At 72.9% G+C, this 24,513-nt stretch carries 18 protein-coding genes and 2 pseudogenes; 6 read left to right on the top strand and 14 right to left on the bottom strand.

The window, feature by feature from the left end; translation table 11 throughout:
* From ACFYXE_RS15720 to ACFYXE_RS15745, 6 genes and pseudogenes are all read right to left on the bottom strand, one after another.
* The coding region (locus tag ACFYXE_RS15720) for a BTAD domain-containing putative transcriptional regulator (protein WP_389312723.1) at nt 1-1,242 on the bottom strand (1,242 nt) is incomplete at its 3' end.
* A gap of 367 nt (nt 1,243-1,609) precedes the next feature.
* On the bottom strand, nt 1,610-3,871 hold the full coding sequence (locus ACFYXE_RS15725) for a sensor histidine kinase (protein WP_389312725.1): 2,262 nt from the start codon (nt 3,869-3,871) through the stop codon (nt 1,610-1,612).
* A 190-nt stretch (nt 3,872-4,061) separates the two neighbouring features.
* Nucleotides 4,062-4,766: pseudogene (locus tag ACFYXE_RS15730) on the bottom strand (response regulator transcription factor); the annotation flags it as partial.
* Between the two features lie 157 nt (nt 4,767-4,923).
* The gene (locus ACFYXE_RS15735; RefSeq protein WP_389312727.1) at nt 4,924-5,487 is read right to left on the bottom strand and encodes a hypothetical protein; all 564 of its coding nucleotides are present in this window, start codon (nt 5,485-5,487) and stop codon (nt 4,924-4,926) included.
* 128 nt (nt 5,488-5,615) lie between these two features.
* Nucleotides 5,616-6,392, bottom strand: a complete 777-nt coding sequence (locus ACFYXE_RS15740; protein ID WP_389312729.1) for an SDR family NAD(P)-dependent oxidoreductase — start codon at nt 6,390-6,392, stop codon at nt 5,616-5,618.
* 310 nt (nt 6,393-6,702) lie between these two features.
* Nucleotides 6,703-7,176, bottom strand: a pseudogene (locus ACFYXE_RS15745) (cupin domain-containing protein); the annotation flags it as partial.
* Between the two features lie 139 nt (nt 7,177-7,315).
* Here ACFYXE_RS15745 and ACFYXE_RS15750 point away from each other — a divergent pair.
* The gene (locus tag ACFYXE_RS15750; protein ID WP_389312731.1) at nt 7,316-8,599 is read left to right on the top strand and encodes a peptidoglycan-binding protein; all 1,284 of its coding nucleotides are present in this window, start codon (nt 7,316-7,318) and stop codon (nt 8,597-8,599) included.
* 135 nt (nt 8,600-8,734) lie between these two features.
* Here ACFYXE_RS15750 and ACFYXE_RS15755 read toward each other — a convergent pair whose 3' ends face one another.
* Together ACFYXE_RS15755 and ACFYXE_RS15760 are read right to left on the bottom strand one after the other, a co-directional pair.
* Nucleotides 8,735-9,520 (bottom strand): RNA polymerase sigma factor, encoded by a 786-nt coding sequence (locus ACFYXE_RS15755; protein WP_389312733.1) that lies wholly within the window; start codon nt 9,518-9,520, stop codon nt 8,735-8,737.
* Between the two features lie 241 nt (nt 9,521-9,761).
* Nucleotides 9,762-10,490, bottom strand: coding sequence for a response regulator (locus tag ACFYXE_RS15760; RefSeq protein WP_389312735.1), 729 nt, complete (start codon nt 10,488-10,490; stop codon nt 9,762-9,764).
* A 291-nt stretch (nt 10,491-10,781) separates the two neighbouring features.
* Between ACFYXE_RS15760 and ACFYXE_RS15765 the strand changes: the two genes are divergently transcribed.
* Entirely contained in the window at nt 10,782-12,752 is a 1,971-nt protein-coding gene (locus ACFYXE_RS15765; RefSeq protein ID WP_389312737.1) for a protein kinase, read from the top strand.
* Nucleotides 12,753-12,898: 146 nt separating this feature from the next.
* On the opposite strand, the gene ACFYXE_RS15770 is transcribed toward ACFYXE_RS15765, so the two are convergent.
* From ACFYXE_RS15770 to ACFYXE_RS15780, 3 genes are all read right to left on the bottom strand, one after another.
* Complete coding sequence (locus tag ACFYXE_RS15770; RefSeq protein ID WP_389312739.1) at nt 12,899-13,819, bottom strand: sulfotransferase domain-containing protein; 921 nt, start codon at nt 13,817-13,819, stop codon at nt 12,899-12,901.
* A gap of 45 nt (nt 13,820-13,864) precedes the next feature.
* Nucleotides 13,865-14,653 (bottom strand): class I SAM-dependent methyltransferase, encoded by a 789-nt coding sequence (locus ACFYXE_RS15775; protein ID WP_389312741.1) that lies wholly within the window; start codon nt 14,651-14,653, stop codon nt 13,865-13,867.
* Nucleotides 14,654-14,865: 212 nt separating this feature from the next.
* The gene (locus tag ACFYXE_RS15780; RefSeq protein WP_389312743.1) at nt 14,866-15,420 is read right to left on the bottom strand and encodes an adenylyl-sulfate kinase; all 555 of its coding nucleotides are present in this window, start codon (nt 15,418-15,420) and stop codon (nt 14,866-14,868) included.
* Nucleotides 15,421-15,724: 304 nt separating this feature from the next.
* On the opposite strand from ACFYXE_RS15780, the gene ACFYXE_RS15785 reads away from it, so the two are divergent.
* Nucleotides 15,725-16,744, top strand: coding sequence for a LysR family transcriptional regulator (locus tag ACFYXE_RS15785; RefSeq protein ID WP_389312745.1), 1,020 nt, complete (start codon nt 15,725-15,727; stop codon nt 16,742-16,744).
* 7 nt (nt 16,745-16,751) lie between these two features.
* Here the strand turns inward: ACFYXE_RS15785 and ACFYXE_RS15790 are convergent, their stop codons facing one another.
* Nucleotides 16,752-18,311, bottom strand: a complete 1,560-nt coding sequence (locus ACFYXE_RS15790) for an MFS transporter (RefSeq protein WP_389312747.1) — start codon at nt 18,309-18,311, stop codon at nt 16,752-16,754.
* A 140-nt stretch (nt 18,312-18,451) separates the two neighbouring features.
* Nucleotides 18,452-18,814, bottom strand: coding sequence for a YybH family protein (locus tag ACFYXE_RS15795; protein WP_389312749.1), 363 nt, complete (start codon nt 18,812-18,814; stop codon nt 18,452-18,454).
* Nucleotides 18,815-19,123: 309 nt separating this feature from the next.
* Between ACFYXE_RS15795 and ACFYXE_RS15800 the strand changes: the two genes are divergently transcribed.
* The 3 genes from ACFYXE_RS15800 to ACFYXE_RS15810 all read left to right on the top strand — a co-directional run bounded on the left by ACFYXE_RS15800 (nt 19,124) and on the right by ACFYXE_RS15810 (nt 22,625).
* Entirely contained in the window at nt 19,124-19,504 is a 381-nt protein-coding gene (locus tag ACFYXE_RS15800) for a hypothetical protein (protein WP_389312751.1), read from the top strand.
* Nucleotides 19,505-19,914: 410 nt separating this feature from the next.
* Nucleotides 19,915-21,015, top strand: a complete 1,101-nt coding sequence (locus ACFYXE_RS15805; RefSeq protein ID WP_389312753.1) for a phenazine antibiotic biosynthesis protein — start codon at nt 19,915-19,917, stop codon at nt 21,013-21,015.
* A 233-nt stretch (nt 21,016-21,248) separates the two neighbouring features.
* Nucleotides 21,249-22,625, top strand: a complete 1,377-nt coding sequence (locus ACFYXE_RS15810; protein WP_389313636.1) for an aldehyde dehydrogenase family protein — start codon at nt 21,249-21,251, stop codon at nt 22,623-22,625.
* 213 nt (nt 22,626-22,838) lie between these two features.
* Here ACFYXE_RS15810 and ACFYXE_RS15815 read toward each other — a convergent pair whose 3' ends face one another.
* Nucleotides 22,839-24,149, bottom strand: coding sequence for a ParB/RepB/Spo0J family partition protein (locus ACFYXE_RS15815; protein WP_389312755.1), 1,311 nt, complete (start codon nt 24,147-24,149; stop codon nt 22,839-22,841).
* Nucleotides 24,150-24,513 lie beyond the last annotated feature (364 nt).

Below are 24,513 nucleotides of genomic sequence, written 5' to 3' on the forward strand. Positions count from 1 at the left end.
CGCACCCTCCAGGCGACCCGCACCCTCGCCCTGCCCCGCACCCTCCAGGCGACCCGCACCCTCGCCCTGCCCCGCACCCTCCAGGCGACCCGCACCCTCGCCCTGCCCCGCACCCTCCAGGCGACCCGCACCCTCCCGACGACCCGTACCCCCGACCTGCCCGCCGCTCTCGGGATCAGCCGCGCCCTGAGAATGCTCCGCACGACCGTCGTGCCCCATGGCCGTGGACCGCCCCGCGCCTCCCGAACGGCCCCTGTCCTCGGCCTCCGGCGTCCTGGTGTGTTCCGGTGGTGCGGGGCTTCGGGGCTCGTCCGTGGTGGGTGGCAGGGGGCGCTTCCCGCTCGTCGGCTCCGTGGCCGCGTCCTCGCAGCCCCGTGCGTCACCCGGCAGCCCGACCAGACCGGCCTTTCGGCCGGACCCGAACTCGCCCTGGACCGAAGGGGTTTCCGTGAACGGGCACGGCGTCTCACCGCCCGGCGCCGTATCGGCCGTCCCCCGCAGGACCTCCCGATGCGCGTCCCGCACCGCGGCCCCCGGCTCGATCCCCAGTTCGTCGATCAGGCGGCGGCGGAGTTCGCGGTGGACGGCGAGGGCCTCGGCCTGGCGGCCCGTGCGGTGCAGCACCAGCATCAGCTGGCGGTGGAAGACCTCGCGAAGGGGGTGCTCGGCGACCAGGGCCGCCAGTTCGGGGGCGAGCGCGGCCAGTCCGGTGCCGAGTTCGAGCTCGGCGTCGTACCGCCACTGCAGCGCGAGCAGGCGGGCCTCTTCGAGGCGCGGTACGAGGGGATGGCCGAGCAGCGAGTCCGGGAGGCCGCTCAAGGGCGTACCGCGCCACAGGGCGAGCGCGTCCGTGGCGCGGGCGAGCGCCCCCTCCCAGTCGCCGTCCGCGTGCGCGGCCCGCGCCCCGGCGACCAGGCGCTCGAAGACGCGGACGTCCAACTCGCCCTCGCCGACGCGCAACCGGTACCCCGGCGGCACCGCGTGCAGCCGCTGCGGATCGTCGAGCAGGCGCCGCAGCCGCGTCACGTGGTTCTGCAGGGACGCCTGCGCGGAGGCCGGCGGGAAGTCGCCCCACAGCGCGTCCTTGAGCGCGCCGAGCGAGACGACCCTGTCGGGTTCCAGGAGAAGCGCGGCCAGCAGGGCGCGCCCCTTGGCGCTGCGCACGGGATGCGGCTCGCCCTCGGCGTCGTACACGGCGGGCGCCCCGAGCAGACCGAACCGCAGCCCGCACCGCTCGCTCACGCCGTTCTCCCCGTGTCTCCTCGCGCTGTTCCCGGCCCCGGGCGCCGCCCCGGCCCGCGGGTCCCGCCCGCGTACCGACGTACCGCCCTCGTCCCGGCGACCGTTGGCCACATGTTAGCGATCTGTTGGCGAGATCTGATCTGATCACGTCATCGGACCTGGCCCGCCGGTACTCGCGCACAGCGCGTAGCTCGGGGGAGTGTCGCCGCCGCGGCCGGGTCCGGGGGCAGAGGGAGCCCCGGTCGGCGGAGGTGAGCGACCGGGGCTTTCGCCCTGCCCTGCCCCCTCACCCCGGCCGCCGACGGTCGAAGGTCGAAGGTCGGCCCACAGGACCGTACGGTCGTACGTTTCCTTCTACGGGCGTACGTCAGGCCACCGGCAACCGCACCGTAAACAGCGAACCCTTGCCCGGCACGCTCTCCGCCGTCACCGTGCCCTCGTGCGCCTCCACCAGCTTCCGCACGATCGACAGGCCGAGCCCGCTGCCGCCCGTCGCGCGGGTCCGTGACTTGTCCGCGCGCCAGAAGCGGTCGAAGACGTGCGGCAGATCGTCGGGGTCGATGCCCGTGCCGGTGTCGGCGACCTCGATCAGGACCGCGTCGGGCGTGGTGCGGCAGCTCACCCGGACGCTGCCGCCCTCGGGGGTGTGCCGCACGGCGTTGGAGACGAGGTTGCCGATCGCCTGGCGCAGCCGGAGGGGGTCCGCCGTCACCCACGGGTCGCCGAACGCGGTCGCCCTGAGCCGCACCCCGGCCGCGTCCGCGCGCGCCTGGTGCGCGGCCGCCACCTGGTCGGCGATCTCGGCGGCCCGCACCGGTTCGCGGTGCAGCCGCAGCGTGCCCGCGTCGGCCGCCGCGAGATCCTGCAGGTCGTCGACGATGTGCTGGAGCAGCAGGGCCTCTTCGAGGAGCGAGGTGACCAGTTCCGGGTCGGTGTCGACGACACCGTCCTCCGCCGCCTCCAGCCAGCCGCGGATGTTGGACAGCGGGGTGCGCAGCTCGTGCGCCACGTCGCTCACCATCGCCTTGCGCTGTTCCTCAAGCGCCTTGCGGTGGGCCGCCATGTCGTAGAAGGCGTCGGCGAGTTGGCTGATCTCGCCCGCCGAGCGGGTGGCCCGCGCCGGCACCGGCCCGGCCGCCTCGCCCGCCTTCATGCGGCGCGTCGCGGTGGTCAGCGCGCGCAGTGGCCGGGTCAGCCGGGTCGCGGCGAGCGCCGTGATGGCGACGGTGACGGCGAGGACGGCGGCGGCGAGCCCGGCGAGCCGGATCGTGTTGGCCCGGGAGAGGCTGAAGGCGGGTGCGCTGCGCGTGCCGTCGGAGCTGGTGATGAAGAGCAGGGCGGGCGAGGAGACGTACGGGCCGAGCTGTTCGCGGCGCGCGGTGTCGACGCAGGACGCGGTGGCGGCGCCGGCGGCGGTGGTGTCCGGCTGCTCCGTGGGCGCGGGGCGCAGGGAGCCGGGGCCCGTGGGGGTGCCGCCGGGGACCGGCTCGGTGGACGGCGGCACCGGTACGGCGGGGCCGATCGCGCGCGGGCCGGACCGTCCGGTCGGGTCGAGGGTGACCGTGACGGGGGCGAGGCCGCGCCGCTTCATGCAGGCGTCGGTCAGGGAGTTGAGCTTGTCCAGGGCCTTCTGCTCGGTCGCGGTGAGGACGTCGAGCAGAGGCGGGCGGCACTGCGTCTGCAGCAGGCCCGCGGGGTCGCTGTCGACCCGGACGAAGGGGCGTCCCGTCGGGCCGACGACGGCCTCGGCGGGCAGGCCGAGCTCCGCCAGGCAGGACACGCTCCGGTCGGCGGCCTGCTTCAGCCAGCCGCGCTCCTTCTCGGGGAGCCCGAAGGGGCCCACCGCGCGCGGGTCGATGCGGTCCGCCGCCGCGTCCTCCTCGCCCCGGTCCGGGGCGAGGGTCTTGTCCACGGAGAGCGGGTCGAGGACGGCGGAGGCGGTGGGAGGCAGGGGGGCGTGGGACTGATTGCCGCGGGCGTCCTGACCGGGTCCGGAACCCTTGCCCGAGCCGGAGTCGGCGCCCTTGCGGGGCCCGTCGGAGCGGGAACCGGAACCTTTGCCGGAGCCGGAGCCGGAGCCGGTGTCGCTGTCGCTGTCGCTGTCGCCGGAGGCCTTGCGGGAGTCGCCGTCGCCGGAACCGGAGCCGTTGCCGGAGTCACCCTTGCCAGAGCCGGAGCCCTTGCCCGAGCCGCTTACGCCGACCCCGGAGCCCTTGCCCGAGCCACCCTCGCCCGCACCGGAGTCGGCGCTCGCGCCATCACTCGCAGCCGAACCGTCCTCCGCGCCCGCGCGGCCGGACGCGGGACTCCGTTTCGGCGGGTCGGCCGAGTCCGCGATGACCTTGCGGTCCTGCGTGGTGAGGGCGATGCGACGGCCCGTCGTCCGGGCGAGTTCGTGCACGGCCTCGTCGGCGCCCCGCCACTCCGGCGCGCCCGCGCCGACCCCGAGCAGCTTGTCGTAGATGCGGGCGTCGTCGGCGAGGACCTGGCCCTGCTCCTGGCGCAGCGCGCCGGACGTGGTCTGCGCCGCGAGCCACGTGGTCGCGGCGATCGAGCCGATGGAGACGACGACGGAGACGGCCAGCAGCCGGGCGAGCAGGCTCTTCCGGAGCGGAATGTCACGCGCCACGGCGTCCCGCCGCCCCCCGCCGGGCCGCCCCGCTCACCCCGTCCGCCCCACTCGCCCTACGAGCCCCACCCGCACCGAACCCGAGCCCCACGCCACCATCGGAACCGGAACCGGAACCCGAACCGGAACCGCCACCAGCACCACGACCACCGGGACCCGCCCCCACTCCGGGACCCGCCCCCACCGCCGCCAGCTTGTACCCCACCCCGAAAACCGTCACCAGACGGTCCGGGCGGCGCGGATCGGCCTCGATCTTCTTGCGGAGGTTGAGGACGTGGACGTCGACCGTGCGCGCGGATATGTAGCCGGACGAGCCGTGGATGCGGTCGAGCAGCTGGGGCCGGGTGAAGACCCGGTCCGGCTCCTCCGCCAGCGCGGTGAGCAGGTCGAACTCCCCCGGCGTGCACTCGACGTGCCGCCCGTCGACCGTCACCTCGTGCCGCACCGGGTCGACGACGAGGCCCCCGGCGCGCAGGATCCGCCGGTCCACGTCCGGCAGCGGCACGTGGATGCCGCCCGCGCGGCGCAGCAGCGTCCGCACCCGGGCCATCAGCTCGCGCGGGCTGTACGGCTTGGTGAGGTAGTCGTCCGCGCCCTGGTCCAGGCCCGCGAGCAGGTCGTCCTCGGTGGTCCGGGCCGTCAGCATCAGGACGGGCAGCCGGGCCAGTTCGGGCGGCCCGCCGCCGTCACGCAGCCGCCGGGTCACCTCCAGGCCGTCGGTGCCCGGCATCATCACGTCGAGGATGAGCAGGTCGGGCGTACGGCGCCGCACCTGCGCGAGGGCGGCGGAGCCGTCGTGGACGACGGCGACCGTGTGCCCCTCGCGCTCCAGATAGCGGCGGACCAGCTCGGCCTGTTTCTCGTCGTCCTCCGCGACCAGGACAGAAGCGCACATGGCGTCGAGGATAGGCACGCGCCGTCCCGATCACGCCATGCGAACGGGTTCCGGACGCCGGCCTGACAGGATCCTCATAACTCGCTGCCACCCTGGCCCGCGCCGCGGGAGTGCACGCTGGGGTGCACACGGGAGCGCACGCGGGAGTGCACCCGGCTCAGGGCTGTTTCGGCGGGTTCGCCGGTGAGCGGTCGCCGTTCGTCCAGGCGTAGACCGTGTCCCCGCGGGTGGCGACCCGGTACGCGTACCGGTCCCCGCACTCGGCGCGGGAGACGCGCGGCGTGCGGTCCGGCCACCACGGCGCGTCGAGCTCGGGCCCGCCGACCCAGGGCGCGTCCGCGCCGCACGTCCCACCAGGGCCGGGGCCCGCCGCCCCCGTCCTCGTCCTCGTCCCGCTCAGCGTGAAGCGGATCAGCTTGGCGTCCCCGGTCGTCTTCACCTTGACCTTGACGTTCTCGGCGTCCTTCGGGATCCACCCGGGCAGCACGAAGGCCAGGTCGCCCTCGGCGGGCGCGTCCGCGGCCGTCGCGAAGGCCCTCGTCTTCTCCTTGAAGACGTGCTCGCTGACGGCGTCCGGCACGAGCGCGCTGTCCTTGAACGAGGGGGCCGCGACGGCGACGGCACCCGCGGCGACCAGGCAGCCGGCCACCGTGAGGACGATGACGGCGGCCTTCTTGCTGGGGTTGTTCCGGGACTCGCCCGGGGGCGTGACGGGAGGCATGGTCCCCAGTCTTCGGCCTCGCGCGCCCGTTCTCGTACGGCAGGAGGACGAACCTCCGCCTCTGCCGGAAGACAGAGGTCGTACCCGTCATCCCCCTCAAGACGTACGGGTGGCCCCTCCCCGCGCGTTCACCAGGTCGGCCGCGCCCCCACTCCGCCGTCCACGACCAGGTCCGTCCCGGTGATCCAGGAGGCCGCGTCCGAGGCGAGGAACACACAGGCGCCGCCGATGTCCTCGGGCCTGCCGAGCCGTCCGAGCGGCGCCGCCGCGCCCCACCGGGCCACGCCCTCGGGCCAGTCCTCGGCGAGGCCGGGGCGGTCGACGAGGCCCGGCGACACGCTGTTGACGCGGATGCCGCGCGGCCCGTACTCCAGCGCCGCCGAGCGGGCGAACATGATCAGCGCGGCCTTGGCGGCGCTGTAGTGCGCGTGCCCGGGAGCGGGGCTCGATCCCTCGATGGACGCGATGTGCGTGACCGTGCCGCCGCCCGCCTGGTCCGCCATGATCCCGGCGGCGGCCTGCGTGCAGCAGAACGCGCTGGTCACGTCCGCCTCCGACACCCGCCGCCAGTCCTCGGCCGTCATGCCCGCGAGGGCCTGCACGGGCTGGATCCCGGCGCTGTTGACCAGCGCGTCCAGGCGCCCGCGCCAGGAGTGCGCCTCCCGGACGAGGCGGTGGCACTCGTCCTCGCGCGTCAGGTCCGCCGGTACGGCGACGGCGTCGCCGCCCGCCGCCACGATCCGCCCGGCCAGCTCCTCGGCCCGTTCCGCGCCGCTCCGGTAGTGGACGACGACGGCCGCCCCCGCCTGCGCGAACCGCCACGCGATCCCCGCCCCGATGCCGCCGCTCGCGCCGGTGACCAGGGCGACCCGCCCGTCGAGCCCCGGCAGCCCCGCGTCACGCACGACCGCGCCCCTCTCCGCCCCGTCCGTCCCGTCCGACCTGTCCGCCCCCTCCGCCCTCTCCGCCCTCTCCGCCCTCTCCGCCCTCTCCGCCCTCACCAAGGTCCCCCGCGGCCCCGCCCGCACCGACGTCCCCGGCCGGCCCGCCCGCACCGACGTCCCCCGCCGTCTCACCCGCACCAAAGCCCCCCGCCGCCCCGCCCACACCGAGGTCCCCCGCCGTCTCACCCGCACCAAGGTCCCCCGCCGCCCCGACGTCCCCGGCCGCCCCGCCCGCGCCCCCGTCGCCCGGCATCCGCAGCGGTTCGCCGGTCCTGCACAGCTCCCTGATGTGTGCCGCCCGCGCCGGATGGCGCGCGCTCAGCTCCTCCGGGTCCCCGCCCTCGTAGTCCTCCGGCAGGAACCCGGGCGCCATCGTCGTCCCGAAGAGCGACCACCCGTGCGGCCCGCCGCCCGTGACCCGCGCCCCCATCCACGTCCCCGCGGGCACGACCAGCTGCACCCGCCCGGCCGCGCCCAGCAGGACCGTGCGGTCCGAGCCGTCGGGGGCGAGGAGCAGGAGCTCCAGCGCGTCGCCCTCGTAGAAGTGCCAGACCTCGTCGACGGGCAGCCGGTGCAGGGCGGAGAAGTCGCCCGGGGCGGTGGTCAGCAGCACGACGATCGCCGAGCCCGCCGGGCGCCCCTCGGCGTCCGGCGGCCCGGCCCACGTGCGCCGGAACAGTCCGCCCTCCACCGGCAGCGGCATCAGGCCGTGCCGCGCGGCCACCTCTTCAGCTGTTTCGACCATGGTCGATCGCTCCCCGGACGAAGCGCGTCATAACCACGCCCCCGCGCACTCCTCTCCCTGGGGATCCCCTTTCCGGTGCTTCCGGACGGTTGATACGGGTTCCTCGTCCTGTTTCCCTTTCGACCCCATGGAGGGCGATGTGACCACGACCACCCCGGTCTTCGACGACATACCCGCGACCCGCGACTGCCCCTGCCCGGGGTGCGCGCGGGAACGCCTCGACCTGCGCGCGGGCGGCGGCTCCCGGGCCGGCACCCGCGCCGCCACCGTGCTGGCCCTGGGCGCGGTCCTGACCGGCGCGGGAACGGGCGCCGCACACGCCCTGGCGCAGCCGCCCGTCGCCACCTTGAATCCGCTGCCGCCCGGCCAGGGCGCGCCGGGCCCGCTGTTCGCCCAGACGGCGGCGCGCACGACCGCGTCGCCGGCGCGCCTGACCCGGTCCCAGATCATGGCCCGCGCGCAGACCTGGGTGGACGCCCGGGTCCCGTACAGCATGAGCACCTTCCACCAGGGCTACCGCAAGGACTGCTCGGGCTTCGTCTCGATGGCCTGGGGCCTCGGCAGCAACCAGTGGACGGGCAGCCTCGCGGCCTACGGCGTGCGCATCACCAAGGGCCAGTTGAAGCCCGGCGACATGCTCCTCTTCCACAACCCGGCCAATCCGGGGGCTGGTTCGCACGTGACGATCTTCGGCGGCTGGGCGGACTCCGCGAAGACCCGTTACGTGGCCTACGAGCAGACGCGCCCGCACACCCTGAAGCGGACCACTCCGTACGCGTACTGGAACCACTCCGGCGGCTATGTGCCGTACCGGTACAAGCACGTGATCGAGGACGGCGGTTCGGGCGGCGGGAGCGGCGGCTCCACCGGCTCGGGCTTCCCGGGCGCGGCCGCCTTCGGGCCCGGCGCCCGCGGCAGCCAGGTCACCGAGCTCGGCAGGATGCTGGTCGAGCGCGGCGGCGGTCGTTTCTACCGGGTGGGGCCGGGGCCCGCCTGGTCGGAGGCGGACCGCGGGGCGACCCGGGCGTTCCAGCGGGCGCAGGGCTGGACGGGCTCGGAGGCGGACGGCATTCCCGGCCCCGCGACCTGGCGCTACCTCAAGGAGGGCCGGGGCAAGAACATCGGCGGGGGTTCGGGGGGCGGCGGCACGGGCGGCGGCACGGGCGGCGGGTCCGGCAGTTCCACGACGGCGTTCCCGGGGGCGCAGCACTTCCGGCCGGGGCAGTCGAACGCCCAGGTCACCAAGCTGGGACGCCAGTTGGTGAAGAAGGGCTACGGCAAGCACTACACGCAGGGCCCGGGACCGCGCTGGTCCGAGGCCGACCGGCGCAACGTGGAGGCCTTCCAGCGGGCCCAGGGCTGGCGCGGGAAGGACGCGGACGGCTACCCGGGCCCGGAGACCTGGCGCCGCCTCTTCCGCTGACGCGGGGGCGGGACGCAACGGGACGGGCCGGGACGGGATCGGAAGGGGTGCGGTGGCGGGGGTGGGGCAGGGGGACGGACCCGGGGTGGGGCGCCGCGTCTCGCGCCCCACCTCACGTCCCCTACCCCGTCCGCCTCACCTCCCCCGCCCGGTCCTCCTCCCCCGCTGCGGCAACCCCGCGTTGACGTCGCGCAGTTGGCGCCGTGCCGCACGGCAGGAGGCGCAGCGGTGCAGGTGCGAGGAGACGGCCGCGGTGTGCCGCCGCGCGGGGCGTCCGCGCAGCGACGCCACGACGCGGTCCAGCACGGCGGCGCACTCCGGGCTCGCCGGACGCACGTGGCGGCGCAGGAATCCGGCGCGCAGGGCTTCCTTGGAGCGGTAGACGAGGGAGGAGGCGGCGGCGGAGGCGATGCCGAGCCGTTCGCCGATGGGCCCCGGTCCGACGTCCTCCAGGGCGAAGAGGCGCAGGGCGATGCGGCGTTGCTCGGAGAGTCCGAGAAAGGCCTCGCGGGCGCAGGCCGCGTCGAACCGCGCGCTCGCCCGGCACAGCTGGTCGGCGCCCCGGTCGGGACGTTCGGGGAGTTCCGCGACGGGGAGTTCCCGCTGCCGCCGTGCGGTGATCCGGGCGGCGGCCCGGCGCACGGAGACCCGCAGATATCCCGCCACGTTCCCCACGGGCCCGCGGCCGCCGCGCAACGCCTGGAAGAGCCCGAGCATCGCCTCGGAGACGACGTCGTCGGCGTCGGCGGCACTGCCCCGCGTGCAGCGCAGGGCGCACTGCCGGGCCATCCGTACATGACGTTCCCACAGCACCTGGAAGGCCCGTGATTCGCCCTGGCGGACCTTTTCGCAGAGGACGGCGTCGTCGGTGACGGCATCACCGGTGACGCCGTCGACGCTCTCGGCATGCTCGACCTGCACGGCGTCGCCTTTCGGTTGTGCGGAACGCGCTGCGGTCCAGCGTTCCGCGCACCAAAGGCCCCCAGCCATCTCAAAAGATGACGGATGACACCGAAGGAAGACAAAAACATCACAAGAAGGGGACGGGAGAGGGACAAGAGACGGGCCAGAGACGGGCCAGAGACGGAAGAAAGACCGAAGAAAGACCGAAGAAAGACCGAAGAGAGACGGAAGAGAGACGGGCGGAAGACGGAAAGAAGGGTCAACTTTCGTCCGGGCCCACCAGCACCGGCCGGCCGCTCCCGATCCCGGCCTGCTCGCACGAGAGCCCCAGTTCGTACGCCAGGATCGCCGCCTGGGTCCGATTCTCGAGGCCGAGCCGGCGCAGAATGCGCGACACGTACGTCTTGACGCTGGTCAGCGAGAGATGCAGCGCCCCGGATATCTCCTTGTTGCTCATCCCGGCCGCCACCAGCGCGAGCACCTTGACTTCGCTCTCCCCCAACGAGGCGACTTTTCCGCGCAGTTCGGCGACCCGCGGAAGGCGCGTGTGCGGGGCGGGCCGTGACATCAGCCGCCGCATGACGGAATACGGGAGAACGCTCGCCCCGGCCGCGACGGACCGCACGGACGAAAGGATTTCCCGCGGCGACGACGTCTTGAGGAGAAGTCCCGCCGCACCGGCCTGGAACGCGCCGCGCACCGACTCGTCGGAGACCTGGTTGGCCAGGACGAGAACCCGCGCGGCGGGCGTCGACCTGGTGAGCTGGAGCGTCGCGTCGATACCGCCGACGCCCGGCATGCCGAGGTCGAGCAGCACGACGTCCGGGCCGAGTTCCCGGGCCATGCTCACCGCCGCGGCCCCGTCACCCGCTTCGCCGACGACCCGCAGATCGTCGGCGGCGCCGAGTAACGCGCGCAGTCCCGCGCGGATCACCGGCTGGTCGTCGACGACGAGTACGCGCACCACATTTACGCGGACCACGTTCATTCTTGCCTTGTCCGAAGCGCCGTCGACCCTTTCATGCAGTTGATGATAACGGGGCAGATCACCAATTAAGGCTTTTGTACCGGGTCTTTGGACCCTGTCGAAAGGCCCTCCTCCCGGCGACGGATCCCGCCCGCATGCCCCAACTGCGTCTTCGGAAGCATTGGTTGCGCCTCGAAGAGACGGCTTTCACGTGGGGAACCCGAGTACTTTTCCGGAGGGATCTTCTACTCTCGTCGACGACGGACGGTCGGCCTGCGGGCCGGCCACGGGGGGCCGGAGAACGGGGAGCACGTGGGCGGGACGGGCGAGGCGGACGGGTACGACCTGGCGGGCAGTGGCGCCGAGCCGCTGCACGACCGCGACCCGCGCCGGATCGGGGCGATCCCGCTGGTGGGCCGGCTGGGCGCGGGCGGCATGGGGCGGGTGTACCTCGGCGTCGTCGACGGGCGGTACGCGGCCGTCAAGCAGATGCTGGCGTCGGTCGTCGCCGAGGACCGGGGCTTCCTGCGCCGCTTCGGGCAGGAGATGGACAACCTCGCGCGGCTGCCCGCCGGGGCGACCGCGCCGCTCCTCGCCAGCGACCGCACCGCCGAACCGCCGTGGTTCGCCACCGGTTACGTGCCCGGCATCACCCTGTCCGAGGCGGTCGAGCGGCACGGCGGCGCCCTGTCCGGCGACGCCCTGTGGCTGCTGCTGCGCGAGGTCGCCGCAGGCCTGTCCGCGGTGCACGGCCTGGACATGGTGCACCGCGACCTCAAGCCGTCGAACGTCATGCTGACCCTCGACGGCGTCACGCTGATCGACTTCGGCATCGCCCGCGCCGCCGAGCAGAGCCAACTGACGCAGACCGGCCTGGTCGTCGGCACACCCGCGTACATGTCGCCCGAACAGGCTTCGGGCAAGCGGGGGTTGACCAGCGCGTCCGACCTGTTCGCGCTCGGCCTGCTCGTGGGGTACGCGGCGAGCGGCCGCTGGCCGTTCCCGGGCGACGGCAGCCCGCTCTACCGCATCGTGCACGACGAGCCCGACCTGGCGCCGCTGCGCGCGCTCGACGGGGAGCTCGCCGAGGCCGTCGCGGCCTGTCTGGACAAGGACCCGGAGGGCCGCCCGACCGCCCCCGAACTGGTCGCGCTCGCCGACCGCCACGGGCCGCCGGACACGCCCGCCTGGCCCGCCCCGGTCCGCGACCTCCTGACGGCACGGGCCGCCTTCGCCGCACGGGTCCCGACACCGGATCCCGAGCCCGAGCCGATTCCCGGACCCGAGCCGATCCCCGGGCCCACGGCCGCCCCGGAGCCGACCGCGGCGCCCGCCCCCGTACCTGCCCCCGCCCCCGTACCTGCCCCCGCACCCGCCCCGCAGGTCCCCGGGACCACCCCCGACTCCCGTCCCCCGCGCCGGGAGCGGCGCCGGACGCGGATCATGATGGCCGTCGTACCCGTGGTGGTGGTCGCGGCGGGAACGACGCTCGCCCTGCAGAACCTGCCGTACGTCACCGACTCGGACCGCGCGGCGGGCGCGACGCCCTCGGCGGCGGCCACCGCGTCGGCGGACCCGGGCCGGTCGTCGGACGCGGACGAAGCCGCGCGGCGGGACCCGAAGAAGCCGAAGGACGACAAGAAGACCACTGAGGACCCGCGCGGGAAGAAGGACAAGGACGAGAGCGGCGGGAACGACGGGAACGACAGGAACAAGGACGGGGACAGGGGCGGGGCCGGGGAGAAGGACGGGCCGTCGGGCGGCGCGGGAGGCGGTTCCGCCGGGAAGGGCTCGGGCGGCGGCGCGCCTGGCTCGGGCAGCGGCTCCGGCTCGTCGAGCGGAAGCTCGTCCGGCTCGGGTTCCTCCGGAGACTCGTCCGGCGGCTCGGGCTCCGGGTCCGGGTCCGGCTCGGGCGGCGGCTCCTCCTCGGGCCCCTTCCGCCTGAAGAACGCCGACAACGACGCCTGCCTGATCCAGGTCTACGGCTCGGCGGACGACGGCAGTTGCGGCGACGCGAGCTCCACCTGGAAGACGGTGGGCACGGAGAGCAACAGCTTCAAGGTCGTCAACAAGCAGTCCGGGCGCTGCCTGGTCGCCAACATGCTCGGCCAGGCCGTCTTCGTCGGCGACTGCGCCCAGAGCAGCGCCCGCCTCTGGCGCTGGGGCTCGGGCGGCACGCTGAAGAGCACGAGCAACGGCGGCTGCCTCGACCTGGCCTGGGGCGGCGGCGTGGCCGCGGCGACCTGCGAGTCCGGCAAGGCGTCGCAGCGCTGGGCACGCTGAGGCGCCGGCCCGTCGCGTAGGCCCGCGAAGGCCGGCCACCCCGTACGACCGGGCCATGCCCGTACACCCCGTACCCCGTACGCCCGGGCCCCCCGTACATCCCGAAAGGCCGGGCCACCTCGGAGTGGCCCGGCCTTTCGGGGCGGCTAGTTCACCGGCGTCGCGTCGTACCCGAACCGGGCCGCCGTGGCGAGCAGACCGGGGTGGGAGAAGCGCTCGGCCAGATCGCCCTCGCCGATCCACTCGCGCCACTCGCCCACCTGCCCGCGCCGCATGATGCGCGCGTTCTTCGTGGTGTCGCCCTCCCCGGCGGATGCCGCGTCCTCGCGGGCGCGCATCGCCTTGAAGGAGCTGCGCTCGGCCGCCTGCGCGACCACCTCCGGGGACACGGCGAGCCCCAGCGCGGCGAGCATCGCGGTGATCGCGCCCACCGGATGGGACTTCAGGTCCTCGAAGCGCACGACCGCGAACTTCGAGAACTCCGGGGCCGCCTCCAGCCAGCTCCGGTAGAACCGGGCCCACCCGGGGATCGAGGGCTCGCCGTCACCGAGCCTGACGCGGTCCAGGAAGTCGGGGTACGTCAGCTTCCCGATCATGTCGGCGGCGTCCGGGATCCACGAGCCGCCGAAGGAGGAGAACCACTTGTACGAGGAGTAGATGGTGTCCCGCGGGTCCCGCACCACGAGGATCGCGGTGTTCACGGACGAGTCCGCGAAGACCTCCGGGTAGAAGTGGGTCTTGATGAACCTCTTCGGGACGGCCCCGCTCGCCGCCCGGTCCAGGGCCGCCCCGCTCTTCTCGGACGTCGCCGCGAGCCGCTGCCGGTAGTAGTCGAGGCGGCTCTCCACGGACTCGGCCGCCCCGCCCGTGCCGTCGGCCGCGTCGGGCGACTCGACGTACGGGTCGAGGTAGTCGAAGCCGAGCTCGAAGACGATGTTGGCCACCAGGGCCTGCCCGGATCCCGGGTCGCCCGCCACGACGATGTCGTGCTCGCCCAGCAACCGCGCGCTGCGCCGGGCCAGTTCGTCGGGGCGCAGCTCCCGGTCCCGGACGGATTCCTCGGTCATGTCACACCTGTCTCTCCCCGCGGCCGGGGCGTCGGTCCTCTCGGGTCACTTCTTGGCGCGCGCGGCGACCGCCCGGGTCAGGTAGGTGACCTCAAGCTTCTCCTTGCCCGTGAGGCGCCCCCTGATGAAGTCGAGGAACTGCTCGAACTTGGCGTCGCCGAGCTGCACCCGCACGTCGTTCACCGACTGCCACAGGCCGATGTAGTGCGACACGCTCTGCTCGACCGAGTGCCGGCCCTCCAGCACGACGACGTCGTCGAAGCGCGGGCTCGCGTTGAACTTGTCCGAGAGCTCCTTGATCATCTGCGGGTGCGCGGAGGTGATCCGCTTGCGCTCCCCCATCAGCCGCTTGAGCTCGTCCTCGATCTCGACGAGGACCGGGTTCACCTCGATCAGGCGCGGGTTGTAGAGCGCGACGAACCAGCCGCCCGGGCGCAGGACGCGGCAGAACTCCGCGGTGCCCACCTCGAAGTCGACCCAGTGGAAGGAGGACGCCATGCTGATGAGGTCGGCCGACCCGTCGTCGAGACCGGTCTCCTCGCCCTTGCCGGCCCGCCAGTCGATCGAGTACGCGGCCGAGTCCGAGATGCCCTCGGCCCGCATGTTGTCGTTCGGCTCGACCGCGGTGACCGAGCGGAACCCGCCGTCCGCGACGATGCGGGTCCACAGTCCGGTCCCGGCGCCGACGTCGACGGCGTCCAGTTCGGCGGCGGGCCGGCCGAGGAGGCCGATCAGCGCGTTCCGTACCGAAGGCGCGTACCCCTCACGGTACTTCGAGTAGTCCTTCGCGAGGTCGGTGAAATCCCCGTGCTTGAGCTTGGTGGACGTAGTCATGCGAGGCACAGCTCCTTTTGCTGATGACCGAGAAAAGAAATTCCCCGCGCGGCGGAAAAGAACGCGAAGAGGGTGCGGAGAAGGCGCGGAGAAGACACAGAGAAGGCACAGGCAAGGCACAGAGAAGGCGCGAAGAGGGTGCGAGATACGACGCGGCCCTCGCGCGGGCGCACCGTGGAGTGCGACGGCTCGCACCGCCCCGCCGCCGTCGCCTAGGCCACCGCGGACGGCAATCGCTGCTCGTGCGCGAGTCGAATCATGGTTGCGGCGGCCTTCGGGTCGACGTCCCCGAAGTTGGTGACGACGAGATCGGGATCGGTCGGGAACTCGGCGGACTGCCCGATTCCGACGATGTCCTTGGCGTCGTTCCCGCTGTAGACGCCCTTGCTGTCGCGGCGCTTGAGTTCGTCGACGGGCACGTCGAGCAGCACCTCGAAGTAGTCGGGCTGGTTCTCCCGGTTCCACCGCTGCACCTCGTGGAACAGCGAGATGGTGGCGACCACGACGACGTGGCCCTGCTCGGCGAGCAGCCGGGACAGCCTGCCGTAGGTCATGGACGCCCTGATCCGGCTCTCGCGGTCGAACCCGGAGGTCATGCCGAGGGCCGACCGCACCTGGTTCCCGTCCAGCAGGATCGGCTGCAGTCCGCGCTGCAGCAGCTGGCGGACCAGCTCGCGGGAGACCGTCGTCTTGCCGGCCTCGGCAAGACCCGTCACCCAGATGACCGTGCCGCCGGAATCGGCGTCCCCCACTCGGTTCGTTCCCATGATTGGCTCCCCTCGGTGAACTCTTCACAGCCGGACGGCGCTGCTGTAAAGTTCCTCAGAAATTTTGCGCACGCCAATTGAGCACGCCATTTGAGCACGTCAATCGAGCACGTCAATCGAGCACGCATTGCTCAAGGAATTTCGAATGCCCCGTGGAAATGGTCGCCTGCCGTCCGTTTGACGGCCGCCTTTCCCGGCTTCCGAATCGGCGGGGCGGACACTGATCGAGCGACCCCGTCAGTATTGTCCCGGCGTTTACCGGGCGTCCAATATCTGTTCGTACTGAAGCCTAGATCGGTCAGTTATGGAGATACGTCAACTCGAGTACTTCGTCGCGGTCGTCGAGGACGGCAACTTCACCAGAGCGGCGGCCCGGGTCCATGTCACCCAGCCCGGGGTGAGCGCGCAGATCCGCCGGCTCGAACGGGAACTCGGCTACGAACTCCTGGACCGGTCGGGGCGCACGGTCCGGCCCACCGCGGTGGGCGAGGCCCTTCTCCCGTACGCCAGGGCCGCGTTGGCGGCGGTGCGGGACGCGCGGCTGGCGGTCGACCAAGTGGCGGGACTGCTGCGCGGCCAGGTGAACGTCGGCATGGTGACCGTGGTCGCGTCGCTCGACGTGCCCGACATGCTCGCGCGGTTCCAGGCGGCCCATCCCGCGGTCGAGGTGTCCCTGCGCCAGGGCAGCACCGACGACCTGGTCGAGGCGCTGCGCGACGGGGAACTCCACATGGCCTTCCTCGGGATGGCCGTCGAGCCCCCGGCCTTCCTGCGGACCGCGGTCGTGCGCGCCGACCCGCTCGTCGCGGTGCTGCGCGCGGACGACGAGTACGGGGGCCGGGAGTCGCTGTTCCTGAAGGAGCTGGCCGCCCGGCAGTTGATCACCCTGCCGAGCGAGAGCGGCACGCGGCGGCTGCTCGACCTCTCCCTCGTCGCGGCGGGCGTCGACACGCCCATCGCCTTCTCCGCCAGCGATCCGCAGGTGCTGGTCGACATGGCGGCGCGCGGGTTCGGTGTCGCGATCCTGCCCCGTGGGGCGGTCCGGTCGCCCGGCGACGAGGTGCGTCTCGTACCGTTCCGCGATCCGGACCTGCACGGGCGGATCTACCTGGCGTGGCCCGACGACCGGACGATCGACCCTGCCGCACAGGCGGTCATCCAGCACGCGCTCGACCGGATCCAGGACGGCGACGAGGTCCTGCCGGAGGCGGACGCCCCACCCGGGACGGGCGGGGCGCCCGGGACGAGTGGCCCACCCGGCGGTACGAGCGGGCCCCCCGGCACGAGCAGGGCGTCCGGGACGGACGGGCCCGACTCGGCCTGAGCGAGCGTCACTTCACCGGCTGCGGCTCACCGGCCTCGACGTCCGTCTCCCGCGGCGGCGGCTTCGCGGCCAGGAAGTCCTTGGCGCGGATCAGGAAGAAGGCGCACACCGCGCCGACCAGCGCCAGGACGCCGGTGACGATCAGCAGGTCGTTGAGCGCCTCGGCGTACCCGGAGTGCAGGGCGGTCGCCACCTGGTCCCGCATCGGCGCGGGCACCTTCTCCGACAGCCCCGCCACGTCCCCGTGCTCGACGGCCGCGGCGATGCCCGGGGCGCTGTCCGCCAACTCCGGTACGTCCGACAGGTTGCGCAGGACGTCGTCGTGCAGCGTCGCCGTGAAGAGGGAACCGAGCACCGGGATGCTCGCGGCCATGCCGACCTGGCGGAAGGTGATGTTGATGCCCGACGCGGTGCCCGACCGGTCGGGCGTGACCACGCCGACGGCGGTCGAGGCGAGCGGCGGGTTCACGACGCCGCTGCCGATACCGGCGACGACGAAGCCGGGGATCAGATGCGTCCAGCTGCTCGACGCGTCGTTGCCCGACATGAGCAGCAGCCCCGCACCGACCAGGAAGAGACCCGGCCCGATCAGCCACTTCACCGGCAGCCTGCTGCTCAGCCGGCCCGCCACGGTCGACGCCACCAGCGCGCAGACGCTGATCACGAGCAGCCGCACACTGGATTCGAGGACGGAGTAGCCGAGGCCGTTCTGCAGGTAGAGCACCAGATAGAGCAGCATCGCGAAGAGCGAGCCGTTCATGGTGAACGCGGCGATCGAACCGCCCACGAACGTCGGGGTGCGGAACAGCGACAGGTCGAACAGCGGCTGCGAGGAACGGAGTTCCACGATCAGGAAGGTGATCAGGAGCACGCAGGCCGAGCTCAGCCACACCACGACGTCGGTGTTGCCCCACTCGGTCTCGCCGGCCCGGATCAGACCGTAGATCAGCGCGACGAGGCCGCCGGTGAAGAGCACGAAACCGGGCCAGTCGAGCCGGACCTTGCGCCGCATCGGCGACTCGTCGACCCGCCACAGCGTGACCAGGATGGCGAGGACGCCGATGGGGACGTTGACGAGGAAGATGCCGCGCCAGCTGATGTTGCTGGCGATCAGCCCGCCGAAGACGGGCCCGAGCCCGGTGGCGATGCCGGTGACCGCGCCCCAGATGCCGAACGCGACCCCGCGCTCCTTGCCGGTGAAGTTCCGGGCGAGGAGCGCCAGCGAGGTCGCGTACATGACGGATCCGCCGATGCCCTGCGCGGCGCGCGAGAGGATCAGCATGAGCGGTGTGCCGGACACTCCGCAGAGCAGCGAGCTGACGGTGAAGACGCCGAGGCCCACTAGGAACAGCTTGCGGTAGCCGAAGCGGTCGGCGAGCGATCCGCCGACCAGCAGCATCGCGGCGAGCGTGAGCGAATAGGCGTCGACCACCCACTGCGCGTCGGCGAAGCTGGTGTCGAGGCCGCTCTGGATCTGCGGGAGGACGACCGTGACGATGGTGGCGTCCAGCAGGATCATGAAGGTCGACGCGGAGACGACCACCAGCGTCCACCATCGCTTGGCCATGACGGACCTCTCCCCTCGGGCTGCTTCGGCTCGTGCCGCTTCCGCTTGTGCCGCTTCGAATCCGGCTGCTTCGGCTCGTGCCGCTTCCGCTTGTGCCGCTTCGAATCCGGCTGCTTCGGCTCGTGCCGCTTCGGCTCGTGCTACTTCGGCTGGATGAACTCGGGCTGGTCGAGGATGCGCAGCCACGAGCCGTCGGCCTGGCGGCGTACGACCTGGGCGCGGGCGCCCGTGCCGTCCTTCGGCGGGGTGGAGGTGAGCGCGATGTCCCCGTTGATCAGCGTCGGAAGGGGCTCCTCCGGCTCGAACTTGGGGTTCCGCGTCATCGCCATCTCCCACAGCTTGCGGATGGCCTCGCGCCCCTGGGTGATCTGCCCGGGCGGGAAGGCGACGACCGCGTCCTCCGCGTAGAGCTCGGCCACGCCGACCGCGTCGCCCTTGTTGGCGCGCTCGACGAACAGACGCGTAATGTCTTCCGGCTGGTAAGCCTTCTCGTATTCGGACACAGGGGGCCTCTCGTTCAGAGCCGTTCAGGGCCGTTCAGAGCCAGGAGCCGTTCAGGGCTCAGAGCCGTTCGGAGCTGATTTCCAGCACCCTCAAGCTTGGCCGTGCGGAACGGGGACGTCCAACTCCCTTTACTTCTGGCTGCCAGAAGCAACGGCTCTGGATCGCGCCGGACGGCCGACCGCGTCAGCATGCTCCCCAGGCGACTGAGGAATTCCTCGGTCGCCCCCTTCTCCGATCATTTCTCCGACGGAGGCACGCATGACCAGTCACGGCACACCCGCCCCGCGCCGCACCGCACGGGTGTCGCGATGAGGGTCGACGTCGCCTGGTGGCATCTGGACGGCACGCCACAGACCATCGACTCGATGCGCGCGCACCTGCGCGAGAACACGCTGCACCGGTGGACGAAGGTCCCCGGCCTGCGGCTGAAGATCTACCTGGCGGACCGCGAACAGAACCGCTGGGGCGCCATCATGCTCTGGGAGGACGAGCGTCCGCCGCTCGACGAGATGCCGCCGAACTCCGCCCTCGCGCTGATCGGCCGGCCGCCCGACGTGCGCGTCACCTTCGAGGCGGAGGGCACGGTCGAGGGCGTGTACGAGCTGGCCACGCTCCAGGCGCTCGGCCCCGCCTTCGCCGCCGCGCAGCCGGTCGGTGCGGAGTACGGCACGCGAGCGGCCGAGTGTTGACAGCGCCGAGCGGGCCCGGCTCCAATGCAACGGTTCGCGGCGGCCGCGTTTCCGGGGAGTTCCCGGAAAGGCGGACTTCGCGATACGGCGGAATCACCAATTCCACCATCGGCATGCCGACCGACCCTTCGATCGGCCCACCAATCGGCCCGCCAATCGGCTCGGCTATGGGCTCAGCTATCGGCAGGTCAGTCGCCGCGGCAAACGGCAGGTCGGCCGCCACAGAAATCGGCCCGACATCAAACACCTCAATCGGTACTTCGAGCGGCACTTCGATCGGCACTTCGATCGGCACTTCGATCCGCACTTCGATCGGCACCTCACTCGACATGCCGGTCCGTGGGCCCATTGCCCCGTCAATCAGCACGCCCACCGGAAATGGGCGACAAGGCCGGGAGGACAACGACACCATGCAGTCCAACACCTGGGACATCCTCGACCTCCCGCCCGGAGTGCGCCCCGACCCGGACGAGTACATCAAGGCCGCGATGGACTGGCACTTCGGTCCCGAGACCGGCTCGCCCTACTGGCTGGAACGCGCGAAGTCCCTGGACTTCGACCCGCGGACCGACATCTCCACCCACGCCGACCTCGTCCGCTTCCCCAACGTCGCCGCCGAACTGCGCACGGTCCGCGCCGAGGACCTCATCCCGCGCGGCTACGGCGAACACCCCGACGTGCGGGGCGTCTTCGAGAGCGGCGGCACGACCGGCGCGCCCAAACGGGTCCTCCTGCTCGGGGACTGGCGACGGCGGCTGCTGCACTGGACCGCCGAGCAACTGGACGCGCATGGCTTCCCCCGGGACGCAAACTGGCTGGGAATCGTGCCCAGCGGACCGCACATCGTCGGCGAACTCTTCCGGGGATCGGCCACCACGCACGGCAGTCACGCGTTCACGATCGACCTCGACCCGCGCTGGGTGAAACGGCTGATCTCCCAGGGCCGCGGCGGCGAGGCCGACGACTACGCCGAACACGTCGTCGACCAGGCCGCGGACGTCCTGCGCTCGCAGGACATCGGCGTCCTCACGGTCACCCCGCCGATCCTGGAGCGGATCTCCCGCCGCGACGACCTGGTGGACCTGGTCAACGAGAAGGTACGGGCGATCCGTTGGGGCGGCACCCAGCTCGACCCCGACTCCCGGCGGGTCTACCGGACGGAGATCTTCCCGGACACCGTCTTCTCCGGGAACTACGGCAGCACGATGATCCTGGGCTTCGCCGGGGAGCGCCCCGGCCTGACCGACGACGCGCCCTGCGTCTTCGACACCCTGAGCCCGTACGTGACCTTCTCGGTCGTCGACCCCGAGACGCTGACGCCGGTCCGGCACGGCGAGCGCGGGCGGGTCGTGGCCAGCCACGTCAGCAAGTCGTTCCTGCTCCCCAACAACCTCGAACGCGACATCGCCACCCGCGTCGAGGCGCTCCACGACGGGCCCGGCGACGCGGTGGCGGACATCGCGCCGGTCGGCAGGTTCGAGGACGAGGACGTGGTCGAGGGGGTCTACTGATGACGCCGACACCCGCGCGGGGCGGCACCCCCGCGGCGCAGGACCGGCCACCTGCCGGGCGACCCGCCGACCCGCACACCGGCCCTCCCGCAGAGCCCTCCACCGGTACGCGCACACAGCCCTCCACCGGTACGCGCGCAGAGCCCTCCACCGGTACGCGCGCAGAGCCCTCCACCGGTACGCGAGCAGAGCCTTCCACCGGCCTGCACCCACAACCGAACGGCGCTGAACCGATCCGCCCAGAACCGGTCCAGCTCGACGCCCTCGGCCCCCGAGGGGAGTTCCGGGCCAGGGACCGCCGCGCCGTCACCGACGTCACCGGCCGCGTCGCCGCCGAACTCAGCCTCGTACCGCCGCCGTTCGTGAGCCGAGCCCTGTCCGCGCTGCGCCGCGCGCAACCCGCGCCGCCCGACGAGCGGGCCCGGCGCATCGCCGCCGCGGCCGACCTCTTCGCCACCGGGACCGTCGCGGGCCTCGGCGCCTCCGCGTACCGCCTGCTGGTCAGCCGCGTCGGCGGTGTCCCGATCACCGAGGTCGAGTCGGCCGTCCGCCGCATCGCCGACCGGCTCCGCGCCCTCCCGGCCGCCCTCGCCAACGCGCGCCCCGGCGCCGCGGTGACCGACTGGCGGGACCCGGCGGTTCGCGCGGGCCGGGCCGCCCACACCCGGCGCGGCGAGGTGTTCGCCGTCCACGCGGCCGGCAACCACCCGGGCACCCACAGCCTGTGGCCGGAGGCGCTCGCGCTCGGCTACCGCGTCGCGATCCGCCCGTCCCGGCGCGAACCGTTCACACCGCACCGGCTCGTCACGGCGCTGCGCGCCACCGGCTTCGGGAACGACGAGGTCGTGCTCCTGCCCACCGACCACACCGGCGCGGACGCGGTCCTGCGCGGCGCCGACCTCGGCCTCGTGTACGGCGGCGACGACGTCGTACGCAAGTACGGCGCCGACCCCACCGTCCTGCTCCAGGGCCCCGGCCGCTCCAAGATCCTCCTCACGGCCGACGTCGACTGGCGGGAGCACCTCGACACCCTCGTCGACTCGGTGGCCGGGCGCGGCGGCACGGGCTGCGTGAACACGACGGGTGTGCTGGTCGAGGGCGACCCGACGCCCCTGTGCGAGGCGCTGGCCGAACGCCTCTCGGCCCTGCCCAGCCTCCCGCCGGACCACCCGGAGGCCGTCCTGCCCGTACAACCGGCGGCGGGCGCACGGGCGATCGCCGCATACGTGGAGCGCCGCGCCGCGGGCACCCGGCCATGGCTCGGCGCGGAAACGGTCGCCGACGAACTGGGCGACGGCAGCGCGGTGCTCCGCCCGGCCCTGCACCAGCTCGCCCGCGCCGACGCCCCCCAGCTCGGCGCCGAACTGCCCTTCCCCTGCGTATGGGTGGCGCCCTGGAGTCAGGCCGACGGCATCGCGCCGCTGCGCGACACCCTGGTGCTCACCGCCCTGACCCGCCAGGAGCCCCTGCTCGACCGGCTCCTGGCCGAACCGACCGTCGCCAACCTGTACATCGGCGACCACCCGACCCACTGGATGGGCCCGGGCCTGCCCCACGACGGATACCTCTCGGACTTCTTGATGCGCACGAAGTCGGTGGTACGGGACTGAGAGGCAGGGGACAGATCCGCAGAGGACCCGGACGCAGAGGACCCAGATACAGAGAACTCAGACGTAGCAGAGGACTTGGGCGTAGCGGAGAACTCAGACGTAGCAGAGGACTCAGACGTAGCAGAGGACTCAGATAGAGCGGACTCGACTCGGACGGTAGGTGGCCGATCGAGACGTAGCGGGCCGTGGCGTGGCCGTAGGGGCCGGGACACGTCATCCCGGCGACTGCAGCGCGGCACGGCTGTCCACTTCCTGCGCGACGTTGAGCCAGACCTCGCCGCAGGCCCGGGCGACGTGCGCCACCATGTCGACGCAGTGCGCGGGCAGGCTCTCGATGAGCCTGCTCCACTCGTCCTGGGGCAGCGTGGCCGCGTCGAGGAGGCGCAGCAGCAGCCGTCCGGAGTCGGTGAAACGGATCGAGGGGTCGCGCTTGAGGATCGGGATCAGCTCCGCGGCACCCGCCCCGCTGCTCCCACCTGCCCCCGTGCCCGTCGTCCCTGCCCCCGTCCCCGGCACCGCGGTCACCGCGACGCCCCCGGCCCCGGCACCCGCCCCGGTCCCCTCCGCCGGACCGGGAACGAGGCGCGCGGACACGGCGGCCGTGGCGGAAGTGGTGGACGTGCCGGATGTGGCAGGCATGGCCGGCGCAGCAGACGTAACGGATGCGGGAGACGTGACGGTGGGGGCGACGGAACCGACCGCCCCCCGGACCGGTACGGCGACCGCCCCCGTCCCGGCCCTCGCACCCGCACCGGCACCCGCACCCGCACCCGCCCCGGAACCTGACCCGGCCCCCGTGACGGACCCCGGCTCGGCCCCCGCGATGCCGGCGCCCGCACCACGACCAGGGTGCGGGAGGGGACGGAAGACAGGGCTCCGCTGCATCGGCACGCCGGGCTCGCCCTCTTCGAGTTCCAGCCTCCTCCGTACGTCACGCGCGGTGGAACGGGAGACTCCGGCGGCCCCTGCGATCTGCCGCAGGGTCGCGTCGGGGTGAGCCCTGATGAACTCGCCCGTCGCCGAGCGCGCCCCGCTCCCGTCGACCGGCCGGGTCCGCCCGTCGCGCCCGATCCGGACCGGTGCGGCGGGCAGGTCGTCGCCCAGCCGGCGCCGGATGCTCCCGACCGTCTTGGGTGAGAGCCCGGCGAACGAGGCGATCATGCGGTCCGACCACTGCGGGTGGGAGCGGATGATCCGGGTCGCGGCGGCGTTGCGGTCGGCGCGGGTCAGGGGCAGGCCGTGGGTGGTGTTCGCCCGCACGGCCACGACGAAGACGTCCGGCTCGGGCCCGTCGAGGAACCGGACGGCGATCTCCCGCTCACCGCGCAGCGCTGTCGCCCGCAGCCGGTGCATGCCGTCGACGACCCGCATCGTCGGCCGGTGCACGAGGATGGGCGGCAGGTCCGCCCCGGATTCGGCGAGGACGCGGATGTGCTCGACGTTCTCCCCGACGAGCCGCGGTGAGTCGGCCGAGCACAGCGAGTCGACGGCGACCCGCTCGACCGGCAGGGAGTAGGGCCGCACGGCCCAAGGAGCGACCGCGCCCCCGACACCCCCTGTCTCCCCCGTACCTCCCGCACCCCCGCCATCTCCGACATCCCCGATGTCAATGACATCGACGTCCGCCGACCCGCTCGTGTTCGTGTGCATGAACCCGTCGCCCCCTGTCAAGAGTCGCCCGTCTGCCCGACACGCCACACCGCACCGCACCGCACCGAGGCCGCATTGAGCGGCGTCTTCAGAAAACCGGAATAGCTAATTCCCAACGACCTATTCAGCTACCTACGGAGACGCCTCAGCGCTGCGGAGATACGGCTCGGCGACATCGGGCACGGGAAAGGACACTTCGGTGAGTGGACACGAGCACCTCCCGCGGCAGCATCACGAC

The sequence above is a fragment of the Streptomyces sp. NPDC002564 genome (assembly GCF_042889645.1).
Taxonomy (GTDB): Bacteria; Actinomycetota; Actinomycetes; order Streptomycetales; family Streptomycetaceae; genus Streptomyces.